This is a genomic window from Variovorax sp. Varisp41 (assembly GCF_047325085.1).
Lineage (GTDB): Bacteria > Pseudomonadota > Gammaproteobacteria > Burkholderiales > Burkholderiaceae_C > Variovorax.
This window is the reverse complement of record NZ_CP168540.1, coordinates 2,666,802-2,689,042: the sequence shown is the minus strand read 5'-3', so window position 1 is coordinate 2,689,042 and position 22,241 is coordinate 2,666,802. Positions and strand designations below refer to the sequence as shown.

Annotated in this window: 12 protein-coding genes and 2 pseudogenes; 10 read left to right on the top strand and 4 right to left on the bottom strand. The window is 66.8% G+C overall.

The genetic code is table 11. From position 1 onward, the window contains the following. The first annotated feature begins 12 nt into the window (after positions 1-12). The 4 genes from tam (at position 13) to ACEN9J_RS12565 (ending at position 5,111) form a co-directional block, all read left to right on the top strand. Positions 13-795: a trans-aconitate 2-methyltransferase gene (gene tam, locus ACEN9J_RS12580; protein ID WP_057595825.1), complete on the top strand. Its 783-nt coding sequence runs from the start codon at positions 13-15 to the stop codon at positions 793-795. After that, positions 792-1,805 carry an HpcH/HpaI aldolase/citrate lyase family protein gene (locus tag ACEN9J_RS12575; protein WP_057595826.1) on the top strand — a complete coding sequence of 338 codons (1,014 nt, stop codon included), beginning with the start codon at positions 792-794 and terminating at the stop codon, positions 1,803-1,805. The genes tam and ACEN9J_RS12575 overlap by 4 nt, the downstream gene beginning before the upstream one ends. A gap of 32 nt (positions 1,806-1,837) precedes the next feature. After that, entirely contained in the window at positions 1,838-2,413 is a 576-nt protein-coding gene (locus ACEN9J_RS12570; RefSeq protein WP_057595827.1) for a hypothetical protein, read from the top strand. Positions 2,414-2,525: 112 nt separating this feature from the next. Next, positions 2,526-5,111 carry a bifunctional aconitate hydratase 2/2-methylisocitrate dehydratase gene (locus ACEN9J_RS12565; protein ID WP_057595828.1) on the top strand — a complete coding sequence of 862 codons (2,586 nt, stop codon included), beginning with the start codon at positions 2,526-2,528 and terminating at the stop codon, positions 5,109-5,111. A gap of 96 nt (positions 5,112-5,207) precedes the next feature. Here ACEN9J_RS12565 and ACEN9J_RS12560 read toward each other — a convergent pair whose 3' ends face one another. Beyond that, positions 5,208-6,071 (bottom strand): hypothetical protein, encoded by an 864-nt coding sequence (locus ACEN9J_RS12560; protein WP_057595829.1) that lies wholly within the window; start codon positions 6,069-6,071, stop codon positions 5,208-5,210. A gap of 11 nt (positions 6,072-6,082) precedes the next feature. After that, a complete protein-coding gene (locus tag ACEN9J_RS12555; protein WP_057595830.1) occupies positions 6,083-7,219 on the bottom strand; it encodes a DUF2827 domain-containing protein in 1,137 nt (378 codons plus the stop codon). A gap of 509 nt (positions 7,220-7,728) precedes the next feature. Here ACEN9J_RS12555 and ACEN9J_RS12550 point away from each other — a divergent pair. Then, positions 7,729-7,812, top strand: a pseudogene (locus ACEN9J_RS12550) (ESPR domain-containing protein); the annotation flags it as partial. A gap of 149 nt (positions 7,813-7,961) precedes the next feature. Here ACEN9J_RS12550 and ACEN9J_RS12545 read toward each other — a convergent pair. Both ACEN9J_RS12545 and ACEN9J_RS12540 read right to left on the bottom strand, forming a co-directional pair. After that, positions 7,962-8,462: a hypothetical protein gene (locus ACEN9J_RS12545; RefSeq protein WP_172705768.1), complete on the bottom strand. Its 501-nt coding sequence runs from the start codon at positions 8,460-8,462 to the stop codon at positions 7,962-7,964. Positions 8,463-8,489: 27 nt separating this feature from the next. Next, positions 8,490-8,960 carry a hypothetical protein gene (locus tag ACEN9J_RS12540; RefSeq protein WP_172705767.1) on the bottom strand — a complete coding sequence of 157 codons (471 nt, stop codon included), beginning with the start codon at positions 8,958-8,960 and terminating at the stop codon, positions 8,490-8,492. On the opposite strand from ACEN9J_RS12540, the pseudogene ACEN9J_RS12535 reads away from it, so the two are divergent. The 5 genes and pseudogenes from ACEN9J_RS12535 to ACEN9J_RS12515 all read left to right on the top strand — a co-directional run. Further along, a pseudogene (locus ACEN9J_RS12535) lies at positions 8,860-18,777 on the top strand (hypothetical protein); the annotation flags it as partial. The gene ACEN9J_RS12540 and the pseudogene ACEN9J_RS12535 overlap by 101 nt on opposite strands. Continuing rightward, the gene (locus ACEN9J_RS12530; protein ID WP_413764562.1) at positions 18,778-19,095 is read left to right on the top strand and encodes a YadA-like family protein; all 318 of its coding nucleotides are present in this window, start codon (positions 18,778-18,780) and stop codon (positions 19,093-19,095) included. It abuts the pseudogene before it with no gap. Between the two features lie 84 nt (positions 19,096-19,179). Further along, on the top strand, positions 19,180-20,325 hold the full coding sequence (locus ACEN9J_RS12525) for a DUF2827 domain-containing protein (RefSeq protein ID WP_413764232.1): 1,146 nt from the start codon (positions 19,180-19,182) through the stop codon (positions 20,323-20,325). Beyond that, the gene (locus ACEN9J_RS12520; RefSeq protein ID WP_057597659.1) at positions 20,322-21,452 is read left to right on the top strand and encodes a DUF2827 domain-containing protein; all 1,131 of its coding nucleotides are present in this window, start codon (positions 20,322-20,324) and stop codon (positions 21,450-21,452) included. The genes ACEN9J_RS12525 and ACEN9J_RS12520 overlap by 4 nt, the downstream gene beginning before the upstream one ends. A gap of 26 nt (positions 21,453-21,478) precedes the next feature. Next, positions 21,479-22,111 carry a hypothetical protein gene (locus ACEN9J_RS12515; protein ID WP_057597658.1) on the top strand — a complete coding sequence of 211 codons (633 nt, stop codon included), beginning with the start codon at positions 21,479-21,481 and terminating at the stop codon, positions 22,109-22,111. The last annotated feature ends 130 nt before the right edge of the window (positions 22,112-22,241 follow it).

Sequence of the window (22,241 nt, the reverse complement as noted above, 5' to 3'; positions counted from 1 at the left end):
CCAGGCACCGGCATGCTCGACTGGAACCCCGCGCTCTATCGTCGCTACGAGGACGAGCGCACCCGCCCCGCGCAGGAACTCCTGGCGCGGGTGCCTCTGGCGGAGGCGGCCCGCGTGGTCGACCTCGGCTGCGGTCCGGGCAACTCCACCGAGCTGCTGGTCCACCGGTTCCCGAAGGCCGAGGCCCTCGGGACCGACAACTCCGAAGCCATGCTGGTCAGCGCGCGCGAGCGCCTGCCCGGCGCGCGCTTCGAGCTGAGCGACATCGCGACCTGGGCGCCTTCCGCGGAAGCGGCGCCCGACCTCATCTATGCGAACGCGTCGCTGCAATGGGTGCCCGATCACGAAACGCTGATCCCGCGCCTGTTCGACGCGCTCGCCCCCGGCGGCGTGCTGGCCATCCAGATGCCCGACAACCGCCAGGAACCCACGCACCGCCTGATGCGCGCGCTCGCGGCCGAAGCGCCCTGGGCCGAGCCCATCGGCGATGCCGACCGGCTGCGCACCAGGCTGCTGCCGCTGGGCGGCTACTACGACCTGCTCGCGCCGCGCGCGGCCAACGTCGATGTCTGGCACACGATCTACCAGCACCGCATGGCCGATGCCGCCTCCATCGTCGAATGGGTGCGCGGCACGGGCCTGAAGCCCTTCGTCGACCGGCTGCCGCCCGACCTGCAGGCCAGCTACCTGGCCGAATACGAGCGCCGCGTGAACGAGGCCTACCCGGCACGCACCGACGGCAAGCGGCTGCTGGCCTTCCCGCGCATGTTCATCGTGGCGCAGAAGAAGGCGTGACCACCGTGAGCGAACGCGCCCCCGCCCATCCCGCCCAGGTGCTGCTCGGCGCGCAGGCCGGCGCCGTCAGCCTGCCGGTGTGCGACCACTACAGCGGCGTCGAGGCGCGCATGAAGAAGAGCCTCGCGCTCCAGGCCGAGATGGCCGAGGAGTTCGGCGCCTGCGTGTTCGACGTCACCCTCGACTGCGAGGACGGCGCCCCGGTGGGCGGCGAGGCCGAGCATGCCGCGCTGGTCACCGAGCTGGCGCTGGCCGCCAGGCCCGGCATGCGCGTCGGCGTGCGCGTGCATCCGGTCGACCACCCGGCCTTCGCGGGCGACGTGGTCACCATCGCGGGCCGTGCCGGCCAGCGGCTGAGCCACCTGATGGTGCCGAAGGTCGAGTCGGTGGCCGATGTCGAGCAGGCCGTGGCCGCGCTCGATGCCGCCGATGCGGAAACGCTGCCGCTGCACGTGCTGATCGAATCGCCCCTGGCCGTGCACAACGCCTTCGACATCGCCGCCCATCCGCGCGTGCAGTCGCTGAGCTTCGGCCTGATGGACTTCGTCTCGGCCCACGCCGGCGCCATCCCCGCCGAGGGCATGGGCGCCGCGGGCCAGTTCACGCATCCGCTGGTGGTGCGCGCCAAGCTGGCGATCGCCTCGGCCGCGCATGCGCACGGCAAGGTGCCCTCGCACTGCGTGGTGACCGAGTTCAACGACATGGACGCCATGCGCACCGCGGCCCGCAAGGCGGCCCGCGAATTCGGCTACACGCGCATGTGGAGCATCCATCCGAACCAGATCCGGCCGATCCTCGAGGCCTTCGCGCCCGACGAGGCGCAGATTCAAATTGCCACAAATATCCTGGTCAAGGCGGCGGCCGCGGATTGGGCGCCGACACAAATTGATGGCACATTGCACGACCGCGCGAGCTACCGTCATTTCTGGCAGGTACTGACGCGTGCCCACGCAACAGGGCGCGCGTTGCCGCCAGAGGCCCAGGCCTGGCTGACGCCCGCGGTCTCCTGAAACCTCCGAACCAGCCTCAAGGAAACCCTCACATGAAGAAAATCGCCCTGATCGCCGCAGTGGCCCTGGCTCTGCCGTTCGGTGCGCTGGCCCAGAGCAGCAGCACGCCCGCCAAGCCGGCCGCTGCCAAGCCCGCCGCCAAGTCCGCCGAAGCCAAGAAGGCACCGCCCAAGCGCCAGGTCACCCGCAAGGCCGCCAAGGCCGTCGAGGAAGTCACGCCGATCAGCGACGACACCAACATCGTGCTCACCGAGTCCGACCTCGAGGTCGCCAAGCGCGTGTCGACCGGCAAGGCCCAGTGCGAACTCGGCGCCGACGTGACCGTGACCGAGGACGAGAAGAAGCCCGGCTTCTTCACCGTGACCACCAAGGGCCTGCGCTACCGCATGCACCCGGTCGAAAGCCGCACCGGCGCCATCCGCCTCGAAGACCCCCGTGCCGGCGCCATGTGGCTGCAGCTGGGCAACAAGTCGATGCTGATGAACCAGAAGGCAGGCCTGCGCATCGCCGACGAATGCCAGACGCCGGCCCAGATCGCCTTTGCCGAAGAAATGAAGAAGAACCCGCCGAAGAGCCTTTTCGAAGGCGCTGACGGCGACAAGAAGTAAGTCGACCCCACGAGGGACGGCGCGGCTCTTGCTTGCCGACCGGCGAAAGCCGGACGGCGGGTCGAACACCGCGCCGCATGCCCTCCAGCCCCAAGTTTCCGGAGAAAAGAAGATGTTGCAAGCCTACGTTGACCATGTCGCCGAGCGCGCCGCGCTCGGTATCCCGCCGCTGCCCCTGAGCGCGAAGCAGACCTCTGAAGCGATCGAGCTCCTCAAGAGCGCGAACGAAAAGGACGGTGCCTTCCTGCTCGACCTGCTGACCCACCGCGTGCCCGCGGGCGTGGACGACGCTGCCAAGGTCAAGGCCAGCTATCTCGCGGCCGTGGCGCATGGCACCGAGAAGAGCGCGTTCATCACGCGCGCCCGTGCCACCGAACTGCTCGGCACGATGCTCGGCGGCTACAACATCAGCCCCATGATCGACCTGCTGGACGACGCCGAAGTCGGCGCCGTCGCGGCCGAGGGCCTCAAGAAGACGCTGCTGATGTTCGACCAGTTCCACGACGTCAAGGAAAAGGCCGACAAGGGCAATGCCAACGCCAAGGGCGTGCTGCAGAGCTGGGCCGATGCCGAGTGGTTCACCAGCCGCCCCGAAGTGCCGCAGAGCATCACCGTCAGCATCTTCAAGGTGGCCGGCGAGATCAACACCGACGACCTGTCGCCCGCGCCCGACGCGACCACGCGTCCCGACATCCCGATGCACGCCCTGGCGATGCACAAGAACGCGCGCCCCGGCATCGTTCCTGAGGAAGACGGCAAGCGCGGCCCGGTGAAGTTCATCGAGGACCTGCGCGCGCGCGGCCACCTCGTGGCCTACGCCGGCGACGTGGTCGGCACGGGTTCGTCGCGCAAGAGCGCCACCAACTCGGTGCTGTGGTTCACCGGCGAAGACATCCCGTTCGTGCCCAACAAGCGCTTCGGCGGCGTCTGCCTCGGCGGCAAGATCGCGCCGATCTTCTACAACACGATGGAAGACTCGGGCGCGCTGCCGATCGAGCTCGACGTGACGCAGATGAACATGGGCGACGTGGTCGAGCTGCGTCCCTACGAAGGCAAGGCCCTGAAGGACGGCCAGGTCATCGCCGAATTCACCGTGAAGAGCGATGTGCTGTTCGACGAAGTGCGCGCCGGCGGCCGCATTCCGCTGATCATCGGCCGCGGCCTCACGGCCAAGGCGCGCGAAGCGCTGGGCCTGCCGGTCTCCACGCTGTTCCGCCTGCCGCAAAGCCCGGTCGACACCAAGAAGGGCTTCTCGCTGGCACAGAAGATGGTCGGCCGCGCCTGCGGCCTGCCCGAAGGCCAGGGCGTGCGCCCGGGCACGTACTGCGAACCCAAGATGACCTCGGTCGGCTCGCAGGACACCACCGGCCCGATGACGCGCGACGAGCTGAAGGACCTGGCCTGCCTGGGCTTCTCGGCCGACCTCGTGATGCAGTCGTTCTGCCACACGGCGGCGTACCCGAAGAAGGTCGACGTCAAGATGCACCATGAACTCCCCGAGTTCATGGCCAACCGCGGCGGCGTTTCGCTGCGCCCGGGCGACGGCGTGATCCACAGCTGGCTCAACCGCCTGCTGACCCCCGATACCGTGGGCACCGGCGGCGACAGCCACACCCGCTTCCCGATCGGCATCAGCTTCCCGGCGGGCTCGGGCCTCGTGGCCTTCGCGGCCGCCACCGGCGTGATGCCGCTGGACATGCCCGAGTCGGTGCTGGTGCGCTTCAAGGGCAAGATGCAGCCCGGCGTCACGCTGCGCGACCTGGTCAACGCGATTCCCCTGTACGCCATCAAGTCGGGTCTGCTGACGGTGGCCAAGCAAGGCAAGAAGAACATCTTCTCGGGCCGCATCCTCGAGATCGAAGGCCTGCCCGACCTCAAGGTCGAACAAGCCTTCGAGCTCAGCGACGCCTCGGCCGAACGCTCGGCCGCCGGCTGCACGGTGCACCTGAACAAGGAACCGATCATCGAATACATCAACAGCAACATCACGCTGATGAAGTGGATGATTGCCGAAGGCTACGCGGATGCCCGCACGCTGGCACGCCGCATCGCCGCGCAGGAAGCCTGGCTCAAGGACCCGCAATTGCTCAAGGGCGATGCCGACGCCGACTATGCCGCCGTCATCGAGATCGACCTGGCGGAGATCCACGAACCGATCGTGGCCTGCCCGAACGACCCGGACGACGTGAAGACGCTGAGCGACGTGGCCGGTGCCGCGATCGACGAAGTGTTCATCGGCTCGTGCATGACCAACATCGGCCACTTCCGCGCCGCGTCGAAGCTGCTCGAAGGCAAGCGCGACATCCCGGTCAAGCTGTGGATCGCGCCGCCGACCAAGATGGACGCGCAGCAGCTGACCGAGGAAGGCCACTACGGCGTGTTCGGCAATGCCGGTGCCCGCACCGAGATGCCGGGCTGCTCGCTGTGCATGGGCAACCAGGCCCAGGTGCGCGAAGGCGCCACGGTCATGTCGACGAGCACCCGCAACTTCCCGAACCGCCTGGGCAAGAACACCAACGTGTACCTGGGTTCGGCCGAGCTGGCCGCCATCTGCTCGCGCCTCGGCCGCATTCCGACCAAGGAAGAGTACATGGCCAGCGCCGGCGTGCTCGATGCATCCAGCGCGCAGATCTACCAGTACCTGAACTTCGACAAGATCGAGGACTACAAGGGCGTGGCGGATTCGGTCACGGCCTGAGCCTGAGGACAGGCCGGACGGTCCCCGGGCCGGCCCGGCCCGCGTCGACGAAGCCCCGCATCCGCGGGGCTTTTTTCATGGCGCGCGCGCTGGCATTCAGAGCGCCGGGGGGCGGTTCGGGCTCAGGTACTGCGTGCCCTTGAGTTCCATCGCCGCGCCCGCGGGTCCGCCCACCGCGTGCGGCAGCGAGGTCGTGAGCGAGGTCGCGAAGTCGCCGCGGTAGAGCTTGGCGCCCTGGTGCGTGAGGTTGGAGTTGGCGTCGATGTGGATCGCCTCGCCCAGGCCCGACCAGAGGCGGCAGAAGCCGTAGTCCTCCGAGAGGTAGCGGCGCGTCACGGGGTCGACCATCACGTCGAAGAAGCGGTAGTGCAGGCCGAGGTCGGCCTCGCCGATGCTGTCGGGCACGTAGCTGAGCTCGGGATAGCTCGCCATCAGCCGCTCGAACACGCCGCGTTTGATCGCCATGAAGCCCGTGGGCGCCTCGGTCATCTTCATGAAGCCGTCGGGCTGCACCTCGAGCTCGACCTTGCCGCTGATCTCGGAGGCGTTGGCGTTGACGGTGTAGCGCGTGAACGTCGCTTCGAACTGCGCGCGCGTGGTGCCGGCCGCGACGCCTTCGTGCGGCCAGTCCTCGCGCTTGAGCGGATAGACGCCGGCCGCGATGTCGTAGTCCGAGAGCAGCAGCCGGAACGCCGCCTGCGCCGAAAAGCCGATGTCCGCGTCGATCCAGAACAGGTGGGTCCATTCGGGGTTGGCGAGGAACTGGGCCACGCAGTTGTTGCGCGCCCGGGTCACGAGGCTTTCGCCCTGGTGGAACAGCACCTGCATGCGCATGCCGGCGCGCTCGGCCTCGATGGCGAAGTTCATCATCGACATCACGTAGTTCTGGAAGAACTTGCCGTCGTGGCTCGGCGTGACGATCACGGGAAAGAAGCGCTGGAGGGCGGAGGGTTCGAGCATGGCGGCTCCGGTTATCGGGCGGGGCGCTGCATCAGGCCGAGCAGCAGCGTGTTGTACACCTCGGTGGCGGCCGCGTTGCCGGGCAGGTAGCGGTCGATCAGGCCGCGCTGGCGCTCGCGGTAGGCGAGCGACTGCGCATCGTGCGTGTCGATCGCCTCGAGCACGCGCGCGCTGCCCGCGGCCACGTCGTTGGCTTCGTAGTAGTAGCCGAGGTCCGCGCACAGGTGGGCGTTGTGCACCAGCGGATAGCCCTGCCAGCAGGTCTCGAGGTAGAAGTAGTTGAGCGGGTTCTCCCACTGGTGCGAGATCACGATGTCGGTGTTCTGCGCCAGGAAGGTCGGCGTGTCGTGCCGGCCCAGGAACACGGCCTTGTGCTCGCGCACCAGGTCGAGCTGGTTCATCAGGGTGATGAATTCCATGTTCTCGCGCGCCATCTTCTCGGCGTTGGCCACCTGCAGCAGCGCGATCGCCTCGCGCCGCGCGCGGTAGGCCAGTTCGGCGACCAGGATCGGGTAGAGGCAGAACTTCACCACGTTGATGTTCGGCTCCATCACGCTGAGGCGCCGCGGGCCGACGCGCGGCTGGTAGACGCCGCCCTCGGGCAATCCGCGCGTGCGCTCCTCGAGGAACACCGGGCTCCAGACGAAGGGCACGGCGCGCGCCTCGATCCGGCGCAGCACCTCGAAGTAGGGCTGGCTGATGTGCGCCACCTGCGGAACCATCCAGATGTCGTCGTAGCGCTGGTTGACGAACAGGTTACGGCCCCATAGCGGCTTGTTGAACAGCATCGATTCCATCGCGTGCACGTACTCGAAGCCGCAGCAGTACGACACCAGCCGGGCGCCGCGCTGTTTGAGGTAGTCGGTCTGCAGGTGGTCGATCTGGCCGCCCAGCTCGATCAGCACGTCGACGCTGTCCTTCGCTCCCTCGAAGTTCGTCGTGGGCCAGCGCGCCTGGTCCCAGGGCAGGGCCGACGTGATCGGCGTGGCCGTGGTGTTGACCAGCACCACCGAGGCCACGCCCGGGCAGTGCTTGAGCGCCTCGGCCAGAAACACGGCGTTCTGCTTGATGCCGTTGTTCCAGAGGGTTTCGGCTTCGTGGTGGAGGCCGATGGTGATGCCGATGCGGAGGCGGTTGGTTGAATTCACTTTTGTTGCCCAATTGTTAATTGATGCCGCCTGTGCTTTGTGGTGAGAAATAAATCACAGGTGAATAAGTTGTTATGTGAACAAGTTCCAAATTGGACTGGCATCGAGAGCGATTTCGCTCAATTCATCAAGCCATGCGCTGCGATGGCGATGTGAATTAATTCCATACGATTGAGAAAAAGTCCTTACGAAACATGGGCTTGCGGCGTGACTGTCACTGGTTTTGGCTGGCATCGAGATTCTATGTTTTCGCAGCCAAGAGACTATCAGGAGACAATTGTTAATCAGTGTGAATGTTAATTTCACGCTGTTCTGTGAACTAAATCATCGAAATTTTTCAAGCAATTTTTCTCGATGCATTTCGAATGTAAACAAGTATGTACATTCCACCGCTCTTGTGAACAGCGCGGTGATTGAGATCTCGGCGACGAGCGTCAAGCACGACCCTTTCACATTTTTTCCGGGACCTCCCGCGCCGGTCCCGAGATTCCACACGCAGTTGGCAGTCAATGAACAAGTCATATAGAAGTATCTGGAATGAGTCGCTCGGTGCATGGGTGGCTGCTTCGGAAATCACTTCCGCCCGAGGCAAGCGCAGCAGTTCGGCTGCCGTGATCTCGGGTGCCGTGCTGAGCGTCGCCCTGGCGTCCTTCGGTTTGATGGAGAGCGCGAACGCCTACATCGTCGGACCGCCGAACGGCGCCTGCAACACGGGTGCGAACACCGGCCCCGATGGCAAGGCCTACCCGGCGACGGTCGATCCGGTCGACGGCTCCGGCGTGTACTCGACGGTGGTGGGCGGGTGCTCGGCCAATGGCGGGGGCTTCCTGGGCGTCACGATGTTCGGGTCGTTCACGACCGCCCGGGGCAAGGGCTCGAGCATGTTCGGCATGGGGTCGACCGCGGGGCAGTACGCCGCGGCCTTCGGCCTCCAGGCCAATGCCTTCGGTATCGCCAGCATCGCGATGGGCCAGAACGCGCTCGCCGCGAGCAACAACAACATCGCCATCGGCGCGGGTGCCAACGCGGCTGCGGTCAGCGCGGGCACCGCCATCGCGATCGGTGCCAATTCCGTCGCCTCGTCCAGCACCACGGGCGGTGACCCGCTGGCTTTCGGCACCGGCGCCAAGGCCACGGCGCAGGACGCAGTGGCGATCGGCGGCCAGGCCAATGCGAGCGGCACCAATTCCCTGGCCATCGGCGGCAACGAGGGTGGCGCGACCGGCACCAATTCGTCGGCCATTGGCGTGGGCGCCAACGCAACGAGCAACTACGCGACGGCGGTGGGTGCCGGCGCGACCGCGAGCGGCGCCGGTTCGACGGCCATCGGTGCCAGCGGCACCGCCGCGGCCCGGGCCCTGGGTGCCAATGCGGTGGCGATCGGCGGCCAGGCCGTGGTCGGCAGCGCGGCCGACGCGGGTGTTGCCATCGGCCTCAACGCCAATGCGCAGTCGAACGCCACGCTCGCCCTGGGAAGCGGGGCAACGGTCGGCACCGGCGCGGATTCGAGCATCGCCATCGGCGCGAACGCGAGCGCGACCAGCAAGACCAACAACCTGGCGATCGGTGCCGGTGCCAAGGCGAACGGCGGCGGCGCGACGGCCGTCGGTGCCGGCGCCAACGCGGCCTTCGGCAACGACATGGCCTTCGGCACGAATGCGACGGCGCGTGGCGACGCCTCCAGCACGGCACCTTCGACGGCCTTCGGCAACAACGCCAACGCCTGGGGCGGCAGTTCCACGGCGTTTGGCGTGTTCGCGCAGGCCTGGGGCAAGACCTCGGTGGCCTTCGGTTACTCCTCGAACGCTGGCGCGGAGAACGCCCTGGCGGTCGGCACCCTGGCGAACGCCTTCGGCAATCGCAGCACCGCGATCGGTGCCGGTGCAACGGCCACGGGCGACTTCTCCTCGGCCCTGGGCCGCACGGCGAGCGCCACCGGCGCCGGTGCCCTGGCTGCCGGTACCAATTCCGTCGCGGGCGCCTCCGCAGCCGCCACCGATTCGATCGCGCTCGGCGGCCAGTCCAGCGTGGTGTCGGCGGCAACGTCGGGCATCGCGGTCGGCCGCGGTGCGATCGTCAACGGTGCCTTCGGCATCGCGCAGGGCGACGGCGTCGTCAGCGGCGCCACGGGACAGAACGTCGCGATCGGTTCGTCGGGCACGACCGCGAACTCCAGCACCGCCGCAGGCGGCGCGGTGGCCATCGGCCGCGGCCAGAAGGCCACGGGCGACGGCGCGGTCGCCATCGGCGATCCCAACGTCTCCAACGGCACCGGCGCCGTGACGATGGGTGCCAACAACACCGCCGCCGGCAGCCTGGACGGTACGACCGCGGCGAGCGGCGTGGTGGCCATCGGCAATTCCAACAATGCGATCGGGCAGGGCTCGGTCGCGCTGGGCAACAAGTCCAACGCCACCGCCGCCGGCACGCTCGCCTTCGGCGACGCGGCCAGCGCATCGGCCGCCAACGCCATCGGCTTCGGCACCGGCGCGAACGCCGCGGCCGCGGCCGCCGTCGCCATCGGGCAAAGCGCCCTGGCCTCGGGCAACGCCAGCGTCGCGCTGGGCTCCGGTGCACGCTCGATCGCGGATGGCGCCATCGCCATCGGCAAGAACGCCGCCATCGGCTCGAACACCGACGTCAACACCATCGCGATCGGGACCAACGCGAACAGCTGGGGCGGCAGCATCGCGCTGGGCACCGGCGCATCCGCCGACCAGATCGGGGTGGCGCCGCAGAACGCCTCGATCGCGATCGGCGGCAATGCAACGACCGACGACCGGACCACCCGCAGCATCGCGATCGGCAACGGTGCCGTCGTCAAGTCGGCGGACCTGTCGGTCACCGATGCGGCGATCGCCTTCGGCGCCAACGCGATCAGCCTGGGCTCGAATGCGGTGTCGATGGGCACGGGCGCCAACGCCGCCTATGCCAACAGCGTCGCGCTGGGCGCGGGCAGCGTGACGGGCGCCAAGGCGCCGACCGGCAACGGCTTCCTCACCGGCACCAACGCACCCGCCTCCGAAGTCTCGGTGGGCTCGTCGTCGGCCCTGCGGCGCATCACCAACGTGGCCGATGGTGCGGCGCTGCAGGACGCCGTGACGGTGGCGCAGCTGAGCACGGGCATGAGCACGACCGCCAGCAGCATCGGCAGCCTCTCGACCTCGACCTCGACCGGCCTGAGCACCGCGACCAGCAGCATCGGCAGCCTGTCGTCGGGCCTGAGCACGACGAACAGCCGGGTGTCGAGCCTGTCGACCTCGACATCGACGGGGCTGAGCACCGCCACCAGTTCCATCAGCAGCCTGTCGACCTCCACCTCGACGGGCCTGAGCACTGCGACGAGCAGCATCGGCAGCCTGTCGTCGGGTCTGAGTACGACGAACAGCAGCGTGTCGAGCCTGTCGACTTCGACGTCGACCGGGTTGAGCACGGCGACCAGTTCCATCGGCAGCCTGTCGACCTCGACCTCGACGGGCCTGAGCACGGCCACGAGCAGCATCGGCAGCCTGTCGTCGGGTCTGAGCACGACGAACAGCAGCGTTTCGAGCTTGTCGACTTCGACATCGACTGGATTGAGCACGGCGACCAGCGCCATCGGCAGCCTGTCGACCTCGACCTCGACGGGCCTGAGCACTGCGACGAGCAGCATCGGAAGCCTGTCGTCGGGTCTGAGCACGACGAACAGCAGCGTGTCGAGCCTGTCGACCTCGACGTCAACGGGGCTGAGCATCGCGACCAGCGCCATCGGCAGCCTGTCGACCTCGACCTCGACGGGCTTGAGCACGGCCACGAGCAGCATCGGCAGCTTGTCGTCGGGGCTGAGCACGACGAACAGCCGCGTGTCGAGCCTGTCGACCTCGACATCGACAGGGCTGAGCACGGCGACCAGTTCCATCGGCAGCCTCTCCACGTCGACTTCCACCGGCTTGAGTACGGCAAACAGCCGCATCGATGGCCTGTCGACCGGACTGAGCACCACGACCAGCAGCATCGGCAGCCTGTCGTCGGGCTTGAGCACGACGAACAGCAGCGTGTCGAGCTTGTCGACTTCGACGTCCACCGGCTTGAGCACGGCCACGAGCAGCATCGGCAGCCTGTCGACCTCGACTTCGACTGGCCTGAGCACTGCGGCGAGTTCGATCGGTAGCCTCTCGACGTCCACTTCGACAGGCCTGAGTACCGCGACCAGCTCCATCGGCAGCCTGTCGTCGGGTCTGAGCACGACGAACAGCAGTGTGTCCAGCTTGTCGACTTCGACATCCACGGGGCTTAGCACCGCCACGAGCTCCATCGGTAGCCTCTCGACGTCGACTTCGACGGGCCTGAGCACGGCCACCAGCAGCATCGGCAGCTTGTCATCGGGTTTGAGTACGACGAACAGCAGCGTGTCGAGTCTGTCGACATCGACATCGACGGGTCTCAGTACCGCGGCCAGCAGCATCGGTAGTCTGTCTACCTCGACTTCCACCGGCTTGAGCACGGCCACGAGCAGCATCGGCAGCCTGTCCACGTCGACCTCGACAGGCCTGAGCACTGCAACCAGCTCGATCGGCAGCCTGTCGACCTCGGCCTCCACCGGTCTGAGCACCGCCACGAGCTCAATCGGTAGCTTGTCGTCGGGTCTGAGCACGACGAACAGCAGCGTGTCGAGCCTGTCGACTTCGACGTCCACTGGCCTGAGCACTGCGACAAGTTCGATTGGCAGCCTGTCCACATCGACGTCGACCGGTCTGAGCACGGCAACGAGTTCGATCGGCAGCCTGTCGACCTCCACGTCGACGGGTCTGAGCACGGCCACGAGCAGCATTGGCAGCCTGTCCACATCGACGTCTACCGGCTTGAGCACGGCGAACAGCCGGATCGATGGCCTGTCGACAGGACTGAGCACCACGACCAGCAGCATCGGCAGCCTGTCGTCGGGCCTGAGCACGACGAACAGCAACGTGTCGAGCTTGTCGACTTCCAGTTCCACCGGTTTGAGCACGGCCACGAGCTCGATCGGTAGCCTCTCGACCTCGACGTCCACGGGCTTGAGCACCGCGACCAGCAGCATCGGCAGCCTGTCGACCTCCACCTCGACGGGTCTGAGCACGGCCACGAGTTCCATCGGCAGCCTGTCGACTTCGACCTCCACGGGTCTGAGCACTGCGACGAGCAGCATCGGTAGCCTCTCGACCTCCACGTCGACTGGCTTGAGTACGGCGACGAGTTCCATCGGTAGCCTGTCCACCTCGACCTCCACGGGCCTGAGTACCGCGACGAGCAGTATTGGCAGCCTCTCGACCTCGACGTCGACCGGTTTGAGCACGGCAACGAGTTCCATCGGCAGCCTGTCCACGTCGACCTCGACGGGGCTGAGCACCGCGGCAAGCAGCATCGACAGCCTGTCGACTTCTACCTCGACTGGGTTGAGCACGGCGACGAGCTCCATCGGTAGCCTGTCCACATCGACGTCTACCGGCTTGAGCACGGCGACCAGCAGCATCGACAGCCTCTCGACTTCGACGTCGACGGGCCTCAGCACGGCAACGAGTTCGATCGGCAGCCTGTCGACCTCCACGTCGACGGGTCTGAGCACGGCCACGAGCAGCATTGGCAGCCTGTCCACATCGACGTCTACCGGCTTGAGCACGGCGAACAGCCGGATCGATGGCCTGTCGACAGGACTGAGCACCACGACCAGCAGCATTGGAAGCCTGTCGTCGGGCTTGAGCACGACGAACAGCAGCGTGTCGAGCTTGTCGACTTCCAGTTCCACCGGTTTGAGCACGGCCACGAGCTCGATCGGTAGCCTCTCGACCTCGACGTCCACGGGTTTGAGCACTGCGACCAGCAGCATCGGCAGCCTCTCGACCTCGACGTCTACCGGCCTGAGCACCGCGACGAGTTCCATCGACAGCCTGTCGACCTCGACGTCGACCGGTTTGAGCACGGCCACGAGCTCCATCGGCAGCTTGTCGACGTCCACCTCGACGGGCTTGAGTACGGCAACGAGTTCCATCGGCAGTCTGTCCACGTCGACTTCGACGGGTCTGAGCACCGCCGCGAGCAGCATCGATAGCCTGTCTACCTCGACCTCCACGGGTCTGAGCACTGCAACGAGCTCTATCGGAAGCCTCTCGACGTCCACGTCGACGGGCCTGAGCACTGCGACGAGTTCCATCGGCAGCCTGTCCACGTCGACCTCCACGGGCCTGAGCACTGCAACCAGCAGCATCGACAGCCTCTCGACCTCGACGTCGACCGGTTTGAGCACGGCCACGAGTTCCATCGGCAGCCTGTCCACGTCGACTTCGACGGGTTTGAGCACCGCGACTAGCAGCATCGATAGCCTCTCGACTTCGACGTCGACTGGCCTCAGCACGGCAACGAGCTCCATTGGCAGCCTGTCGACCTCCACGTCGACGGGTCTGAGCACAGCGACGAGCAGTATCGATAGCCTCTCGACTTCGACGTCGACTGGCTTGAGCACCGCAACGAGCTCGATCGGCAGCCTGTCCACCTCGACCTCCACGGGCCTGAGCACAGCGACCAGCAGCATCGATAGCCTGTCGACCTCGACGTCGACTGGCTTGAGCACGGCAACGAGTTCGATCGGTAGCCTGTCGACCTCTACGTCGACGGGTCTGAGCACCGCGACAAGCAGCATCGATAGCCTCTCGACCTCGACGTCCACTGGCCTGAGCACGGCAACGAGCTCCATCGGCAGCTTGTCCACCTCGACCTCGACGGGTCTGAGCACCGCTACGAGCAGCATTGGCAGCCTGTCGACTTCGACCTCCACGGGTTTGAGCACGGCGACCAGCAGCATCGATAGCCTGTCGACATCCACTTCGACTGGCCTCAGCACTGCAACGAGCTCGATCGGTAGCCTGTCCACGTCGACGTCGACCGGCCTGAGCACCGCCACGAGCAGCATCGGCAGTCTCTCGACCTCGACGTCTACTGGCCTGAGCACTGCCACCAGCAGCATTGGTAGCCTGTCCACCTCGACGTCCACTGGCCTCAGCACTGCAGCGAGCTCCATTGACAGCCTGTCGACCTCCACGTCGACAGGTCTGAGCACGGCAACGAGCTCGATTGGCAGCCTGTCTACCTCGACCTCGACTGGCTTGAGCACTGCGACGAGTTCCATCGACAGCTTGTCGACCTCGACGTCCACCGGCCTCAGCACTGCAACGAGTTCCATCGGCAGCTTGTCCACCTCGACCTCGACGGGTCTGAGCACCGCGACGAGCAGCATCGACAGCTTGTCGACCTCGACGTCGACTGGCCTGAGTACGGCAACGAGCTCGATTGGCAGCCTGTCCACATCGACGTCGACCGGATTGAGCACGGCGACCAGTAGCATCGACAGCCTGTCGACCTCCACGTCGACGGGGCTGAGCACCGCGACGAGTTCCATCGGGAGCCTGTCCACCTCCACCTCCACGGGCCTGAGCACGGCGACCAGCAGCATCGGTAGCTTGTCGACCTCGACCTCGACTGGCTTGAGCACCGCGACGAGTTCGATCGGCAGCCTATCGACCTCCACGTCGACGGGTCTGAGCACGGCAACGAGCTCTATCGACAGCCTGTCGACTTCGACCTCCACGGGGTTGAGCACCGCGACGAGTTCGATCGGCAGCCTGTCGACGTCCACGTCGACCGGTCTGAGCACGGCCACGAGTTCCATCGGAAGTCTGTCCACGTCGACCTCGACGGGTCTGAGTACTGCGACGAGCAGCATTGGTAGCCTGTCCACCTCGACTTCCACGGGGCTGAGCACCGCAACCAGCAGCATCGATAGCCTGTCGACTTCGACCTCCACCGGCTTGAGCACTGCGACGAGTTCCATTGGTAGCTTGTCGACCTCGACGTCGACTGGTCTGAGCACGGCAACGAGTTCCATCGGTAGCCTGTCCACCTCGACCTCCACGGGCCTGAGCACCGCGACCAGCAGCATCGATAGCCTGTCGACCTCCACGTCGACTGGCCTGAGCACGGCAACGAGCTCGATCGGTAGCCTGTCCACCTCGACATCTACGGGCCTGAGCACCGCGACGAGCAGCATCGATAGCCTCTCGACTTCGACGTCGACTGGTCTGAGCACGGCAACGAGCTCGATCGGTAGCCTGTCCACCTCGACCTCTACGGGCCTGAGCACCGCGACCAGCAGCATCGATAGCCTGTCGACCTCCACGTCGACTGGCCTCAGCACAACAACGAGTTCGATCGGCAGCCTGTCCACGTCGACTTCGACGGGTCTGAGCACCGCGACGAGCAGCATCGATAGCCTGTCGACCTCCACGTCGACTGGTCTGAGCACGGCAACGAGCTCGATCGGGAGCCTGTCCACCTCGACCTCTACGGGCCTGAGTACCGCGACGAGCAGCATCGATAGCCTCTCGACTTCGACGTCGACCGGTTTGAGCACGGCGACGAGTTCCATCGGTAGCCTGTCGACCTCGACCTCCACGGGCCTGAGCACGGCAACGAGTTCCATCGGCAGCCTCTCGACCTCGACTTCGACGGGGCTGAGTACGGCGACCAGCAGCATCGATAGCTTGTCGACATCGACTTCGACTGGCCTCAGCACGGCAACGAGCTCGATCGGCAGCCTGTCGACCTCGACTTCCACGGGCTTGAGCACGGCCACGAGTTCCATCGGTAGCCTGTCCACCTCGACCTCCACCGGCTTGAGCACTGCGACGAGTTCCATTGGTAGCTTGTCGACATCGACTTCGACTGGCCTCAGCACAGCAACGAGTTCGATCGCAAGCCTGTCCACGTCGACTTCGACGGGTCTGAGCACCGCGACGAGCAGCATCGATAGCCTCTCGACTTCGACGTCGACTGGTCTGAGCACGGCAACGAGCTCGATCGGTAGCCTGTCCACCTCGACCTCTACGGGCCTGAGTACCGCGACGAGCAGCATCGATAGCCTCTCGACTTCGACGTCGACTGGTCTGAGCACGGCAACGAGTTCGATCGGCAGCCTGTCCACGTCGACTTCGACGGGTCTGAGCACCGCGACGAGCAGCATCGATAGCCTGTCGACCTCCACGTCGACTGGCTTGAGCACGGCAACGAGCTCCATCGGTAGCCTCTCGACGTCAACCTCGACAGGTCTGAGCACCGCCACGAGCAGCATTGGCAGCCTGTCCACGTCGACCTCGACGGGTCTGAGCACTGCCACCAGCAGCATCGATAGCCTGTCGACCTCGACGTCGACTGGCCTGAGCACGGCAACGAGCTCGATCGGTAGCCTGTCCACGTCGACTTCGACGGGTCTGAGCACCGCAACGAGCAGCATCGATAGCCTGTCGACCTCCACGTCGACTGGCCTGAGCACGGCAACGAGCTCGATCGGTAGCCTGTCCACGTCGACCTCGACTGGTCTCAGCACCGCCACGAGCAGCATTGGCAGTCTCTCGACCTCGACGTCTACTGGCCTGAGCACTGCCACCAGCAGCATCGATAGCCTGTCGACCTCGACGTCGACTGGCCTCAGCACGGCAACGAGCTCGATCGGCAGCCTGTCCACGTCCACTTCGACGGGTCTGAGCACGGCGACCAGTAGCATCGGCAGCCTTTCGACTTCCACGTCGACCGGCCTGAGCACCGCGACGAGCTCCATTGGCAGTTTGTCCACGTCGACCTCGACGGGCCTGAGCACGGCCACCAGCTCTATCGGCAGCTTGTCGACCTCGACGTCGACTGGCCTGAGCACCGCGACCAGTTCGATTGGCAGCCTGTCCACATCGACCTCGACCGGCCTGAGCACGGCCACGAGCAGCATTGGCAGCCTCTCGACCTCGACGTCCACTGGCTTGAGCACGGCAACGAGCTCTATCGACAGCCTGTCTACGTCGACCTCAACGGGCCTGAGTACGGCAACGAGCGGCATCGACAGCCTCTCGACTTCCACGTCGACCGGTTTGAGCACGGCAACGAGCTCTATCGGTAGCTTGTCCACGTCGACTTCGACGGGTCTGAGCACCGCCACGAGCAGCATCGGTAGCCTCTCGACCTCCACGTCGACTGGCTTGAGCACGGCGACCAGTTCTATCGGCAGCTTGTCGACCTCGACGTCCACGGGCTTGAGCACGGCAACGAGCTCCATCGGCAGTTTGTCGACCGGCCTCAGCACCGCCACCAGCAACATCGACAGCCTCTCGACCTCGACCTCCACCGGCCTGAGCACGGCGACCAGTTCCATCGGCAGCCTGTCGGTCGGCCTGAGCACCGTCAGCAGCGGCATCGGCAGCCTGTCGATCGGCCTGAGCACGACGAACAGCACCGTCAGCAGCCTGTCGACCTCCACGTCGAGCGGCCTGAGCACTGCGACGAGTGGCATCAACAGCCTGTCGACGTCCACCTCGAGCGGCCTGAGCACGGCGACGAGCAGCATCAACAGCTTGTCGACCTCGACGTCGACGGGCTTGAGCACGGCGACGAGCAGCATCAACAGCTTGTCGACCTCGACGTCGACGGGCTTGAGCACGGCGACCAGCAGCATCAACAGCCTGTCGACATCGACCTCGACCGGTCTGAGCACGGCCACGAGCAGCATCGGCAGCCTGTCGACCGGGCTGAGCACCGCGACCAGCAACATCGGCAGCCTGTCGACGGGCCTGAGCACGACGAACAGCAATGTCGCGAGCCTGTCGACCTCGACCTCGACCGGCCTGAGCACCGTCACCAGCGGCATCGGCAGCCTGTCGAGCGGGCTGAGCACGACGAACAGCAACCTCAACAGCCTTTCGACCGGCATCAGCAGTTCCGTCAGCGGCGTGAGCAGCCTGTCGACCGGCCTGAGCACCACCAACAGCACCGTCACCAACATCTACAACAACGGCACGAAGTACTTCCACGCCAACTCGACCGCAGGCGACTCGCAGGCCACCGGCCAGGAGTCGGTGGCGATCGGGCCGCAATCGGTGGCCAGCGGCGCGAACTCCTTTGCCGCGGGCAACGGCGCGAAGGCGACGGCCGACGGCGCGGTGGCGGTGGGCTTCGGGGCGCAGGCCACGGGCACGAACGCGATCGCGATCGGCAGCGGGGCACTGGCCACCGGTTCGCAGGCGATCGGTGCGGGCGCCAGCGCGGGCGGCAAGGGCGTGGCGATCGGCGACAGCGCGGACGCGGGCGGCACCTCGAGGAGCGCGGCGCCCAACGTCTCGAACGGCACGGCCGTCGGCTTCAACGCGGTGGTCCAGCAGACCGGCGGCGTGGCCCTGGGCTCGGGCTCGGTGGCCTCCAGGGGCGCGGGCGTGGCCGGCTACGTGCCAGGCAGCGCCACCGCGGCGCAGGAGGCGGCGATCAAGGCCACCACCAGCACGCAGGGCGCGGTGTCGGTCGGCGATGCGGCCAACGGCCAGTTCCGCCAGATCACCGGCGTGGCCGCGGGCTCGGCCGACAGCGACGCCACCAACGTGGCGCAGCTCAAGGCGGCCTCGGCGGCTTCGAAGGCCAGCAGCGTGCAGTACGAGACCAACCCCGACGGGTCGGTCAACTACAACCAGATCACGCTGGGCGCCGGCCAGGCGGCGGGCGGCACGCGCATCAGCAACGTGGCACCGGGCATCCTGCCGGGCGACGCGGTCAACGTGCAGCAGCTGAACGACGTGCGCAACCAGATCGGCGACGTGGCGCGCGTGGCCTACTCGGGCACGGCGATGGCGTTCGCGATGTCGGGCACCTACCTCCCGACCCTCTACCCCGGCGAGAAGACCGTGGGCGTGGGCTTCGGCAGCTACAAGGGCTACAGCGCGGTGGCGCTGACCTTCAAGGCGCTGTCGGACGACGGCAAGATGTCCTGGGGCGCGGGCCTCTCGACCACGGGCAAGGAATGGGGCATCAACGCCGGCATCGGCTGGAAGTGGAAGTAAGTCACAGGGAGAGAAAAGCCCCCGCGAAGGCTCCCGCGCCCCAGGGTGCGGGGGCCTTCCTTTTTTGAGGGACACTCATCGCCCATGCGCATCGGTATTTCAGTCCTCACCCACGCCGGTCAGAACATCTGGGAGAACGGCATGGGGCAGAACGTGCTGTTCCTGGCCCGGCTGCTGCAGCGGATCCCCTTCGTCGAGTCGGTCACGCTGATCGACGCGGGCGACCAGTCGGTGATGCCGCCGCAGGTCGACCTCGCGGCCCGCGGGCTCGCCATCGGCCGGGCGCGCGAGCTCACCGATGCGCTCGACGTGGTGTTCGAGATGGCGGGCGCGCTCGAGGTCTCGTGGCTGTCGTATTTCCGGGCCCGCGGCGGGCGCGTGGTGTTCCATTGCGTGGGCCAGCCCTTCGTGTCGCTGGCCGAGCCGATCGTGTTCTCCGACAAGGGGCACTTCAGCCGGCCCGACCGCTGCGACGAGGTCTGGCTGCTGCCCAAGGACGAAACCTTCGCGCCGATGATGCGCGTGTACAACCGCTGCCCGGTGCACGTGGTGCCCTACCTCTGGTCCCCCGAGTTCCTCGCGCAGCGCGTGGTCGAGGTCGAGGCGGCGGGCTTCCGCTTCGGCTACGTGCCGCGCACGGCCGAGCAGCCGGGTTTCCGGGTCGCGATCTTCGAACCCAACATCTCGGTGGTGAAGGCTGGCACCCTGCCGATGCTGATCTGCGACGGCGCCTACCGCGCCGATCCGAAGGCGGTGAGCTGGATGCATGCGCTCAACACGCTGCACATGAAGGACCACCCGACCATGCTCTACCTGGCGAACTCGCTCGACATCGTGCGCGAGCACAAGGCGATCTTCCATGGCCGGCACGACTTCGCGGGCTTCATGGTGCAGCATGCCGACGCGGTGGTGTCGCACCAGTGGCAGAACGACCAGAACTACAGCTACCTCGACGCGCTCTACGGCAACTACCCGCTGGTGCACAACTCGCCCTGGCTGCGCGACGCGGGCTACTACTACCCGGGCTTCGAGGTCGGCGCCGGCGTCGAGCAGCTGCTGAACGCGGCGCGCCATCACGACGCGCAACTCGACGACTACAGGGCCCGCTCGCAGCGCGTGTTCGACGCGCTCGATCCGCTGGCGAGCGCCAACGTCGAAGGCTATGCGCAGCGGCTGCTGCACCTCGTGGACGGCGATGAGAACTTCCGCGCCGGAGGTGCCGCGCGATGAACGCCATGCCCGGCAAGCTGCGCGTCGGCGTCTCGATCTTCATCCGCAAGGGCGAGCAGAGCCTGTGGGAGAACGGCGTCTACCAGAACTGCCTGTTCCTCGTGATGCTGCTGCTGCGCTCGCCGCGCGTGGCCAGCACGGTGCTCGTGGCCGGCGGCGGCGACGGCGCGCCGGCCGATGCGGCCGGTTTCCTGGCCGATTCGCCGGTGCCGATCATCGACATGGCGACCGCCGCGCAGGAACTCGACGTGATGATCGAGATGAGCGCCCAGCTCGGGCGCGACTGGGCCGTGGCCTTCCGCGAGCGCGGCGGCAAGATCGTGTCGATGCGCGTGGGCAACGACTACGTGATCGACATCGAGCGCATGATCTTCGACAAGCCGCACGGCCTGCTGCTGACGCTCGCGCCCTACCACGAGGTCTGGACGCTGCCCGAGTACGAGGCCACCTGCAAACCCTATTTCGAGGCCGCCTTCCGCACGCCGGTGCGCCTGATGCCGCATCTGTGGAGCCCGATGGTGCTCGAGCGCGCGCTGGCGCGCAGCGGCGGCGGCAAGCCCTTCGCCTACGAGCCCGGGCGCCGGCACTGGCGCGTGGCGATCTTCGAGCCCAACATCTGCATGGTGAAGACCAGCTTCATCCCTATGCTGGGCTGCGAGGCGGCGCACCGCGCGCAGCCCGACCTGATCGAGCGCCTGTGGGTCTACAACAGCTTCCACCTGCGCGAGAAGCCGCTGTTCGTCGGCTTCGCCCAGAGCCTGGACCTGGTGCAGCACGGGCTGGCCTCGTTCGAGGGGCGTTTCCCGGTCTACCAGGTGGTGCCGCCCAATGTCGACTGCGTGTTCGCGCACCATTGGGAGAATGGCCAGAACTACCTCTACTACGAGGCGCTGTACGGCGGCTATCCGCTGGTGCACAACTCGCACCTGATCGGCGACTGCGGCTACCGCTACCAGGGCTTCGACTGCGAGGACGGCGGCCGGGCGCTGCGGCGCGCCTTCGCCGAGCACGACGCCGACCTGCCCAACTACCGCGAGCGCGCGCGGGCGCTGCTCGAGCGGCTGGACCCCGAAGGCGAGGAGAACGTGCGCATCTACACCGCCGCGATCGAGGCGCTCTACGCCTGAACGCGGCCGACTTCGGAACGACCCCCATGACCCCGACATCGCTTCTCCTTCGTCTGCTGCCGTGCGCCGCGGCCTGCACCCTGGCGGCCACAGCCTTCGCGCAGGGCGTGCTCGTGCCCCAGGCACCGCCCGCGCCGCCGCAGGACACCCTCACGCGCGCGGCCACCAGCGTGGGCGTCAAGCGCTGCCTGCCGGCGATCACGCGGCTGTCCTCGCTGACCGTGCAGGGCAGCCGCAGCCACGACGTGCTGCTCGACTGGGACCGCAAGCGCCCCGACAGCGGCCCGGTGTTCTCGCTGATCGGCATCGAGTTCCCGAATGCCGGCGTGGCGGGTTCGATCACCGCGATCCCCGACGACAGCGGCGCCTGCACCGTGGCGGCCGAGCGCATCTCGGTGGCGCCCTTCACCTGCGCGAGCATCGCCCAGCAGGAACTGCCGAACTACCGCGCGACCAAGCTGCTGCCGGTCTACACGGTCTACACCGACGACAAGGAGCCGACCTCGTCGGTGTCGCTGATCGATTCGCCGCCGGGCTGCCTGGTGATCCGGCGCTATGTCGAATACGGCTGGCGTGATCCGGCGGCTGCTGCGGCCGCGCCGGCAGCGGCGCCCGCACCGGCGGCACCGGCCGGGCAGCAGGCGCCGAAGCGGCGCTGAGCCGCGCGGCGCCGCGCGCGCCGGCAATGCAAGCCCGTCTCCGACACGCGCGGTCGTCCTCGGCCGGCCGGGCCCGGGCCGCCCCGGTCGCACCATGGTAGAGCGCCGCGCGCCTGCCTCGCGGCGAAGG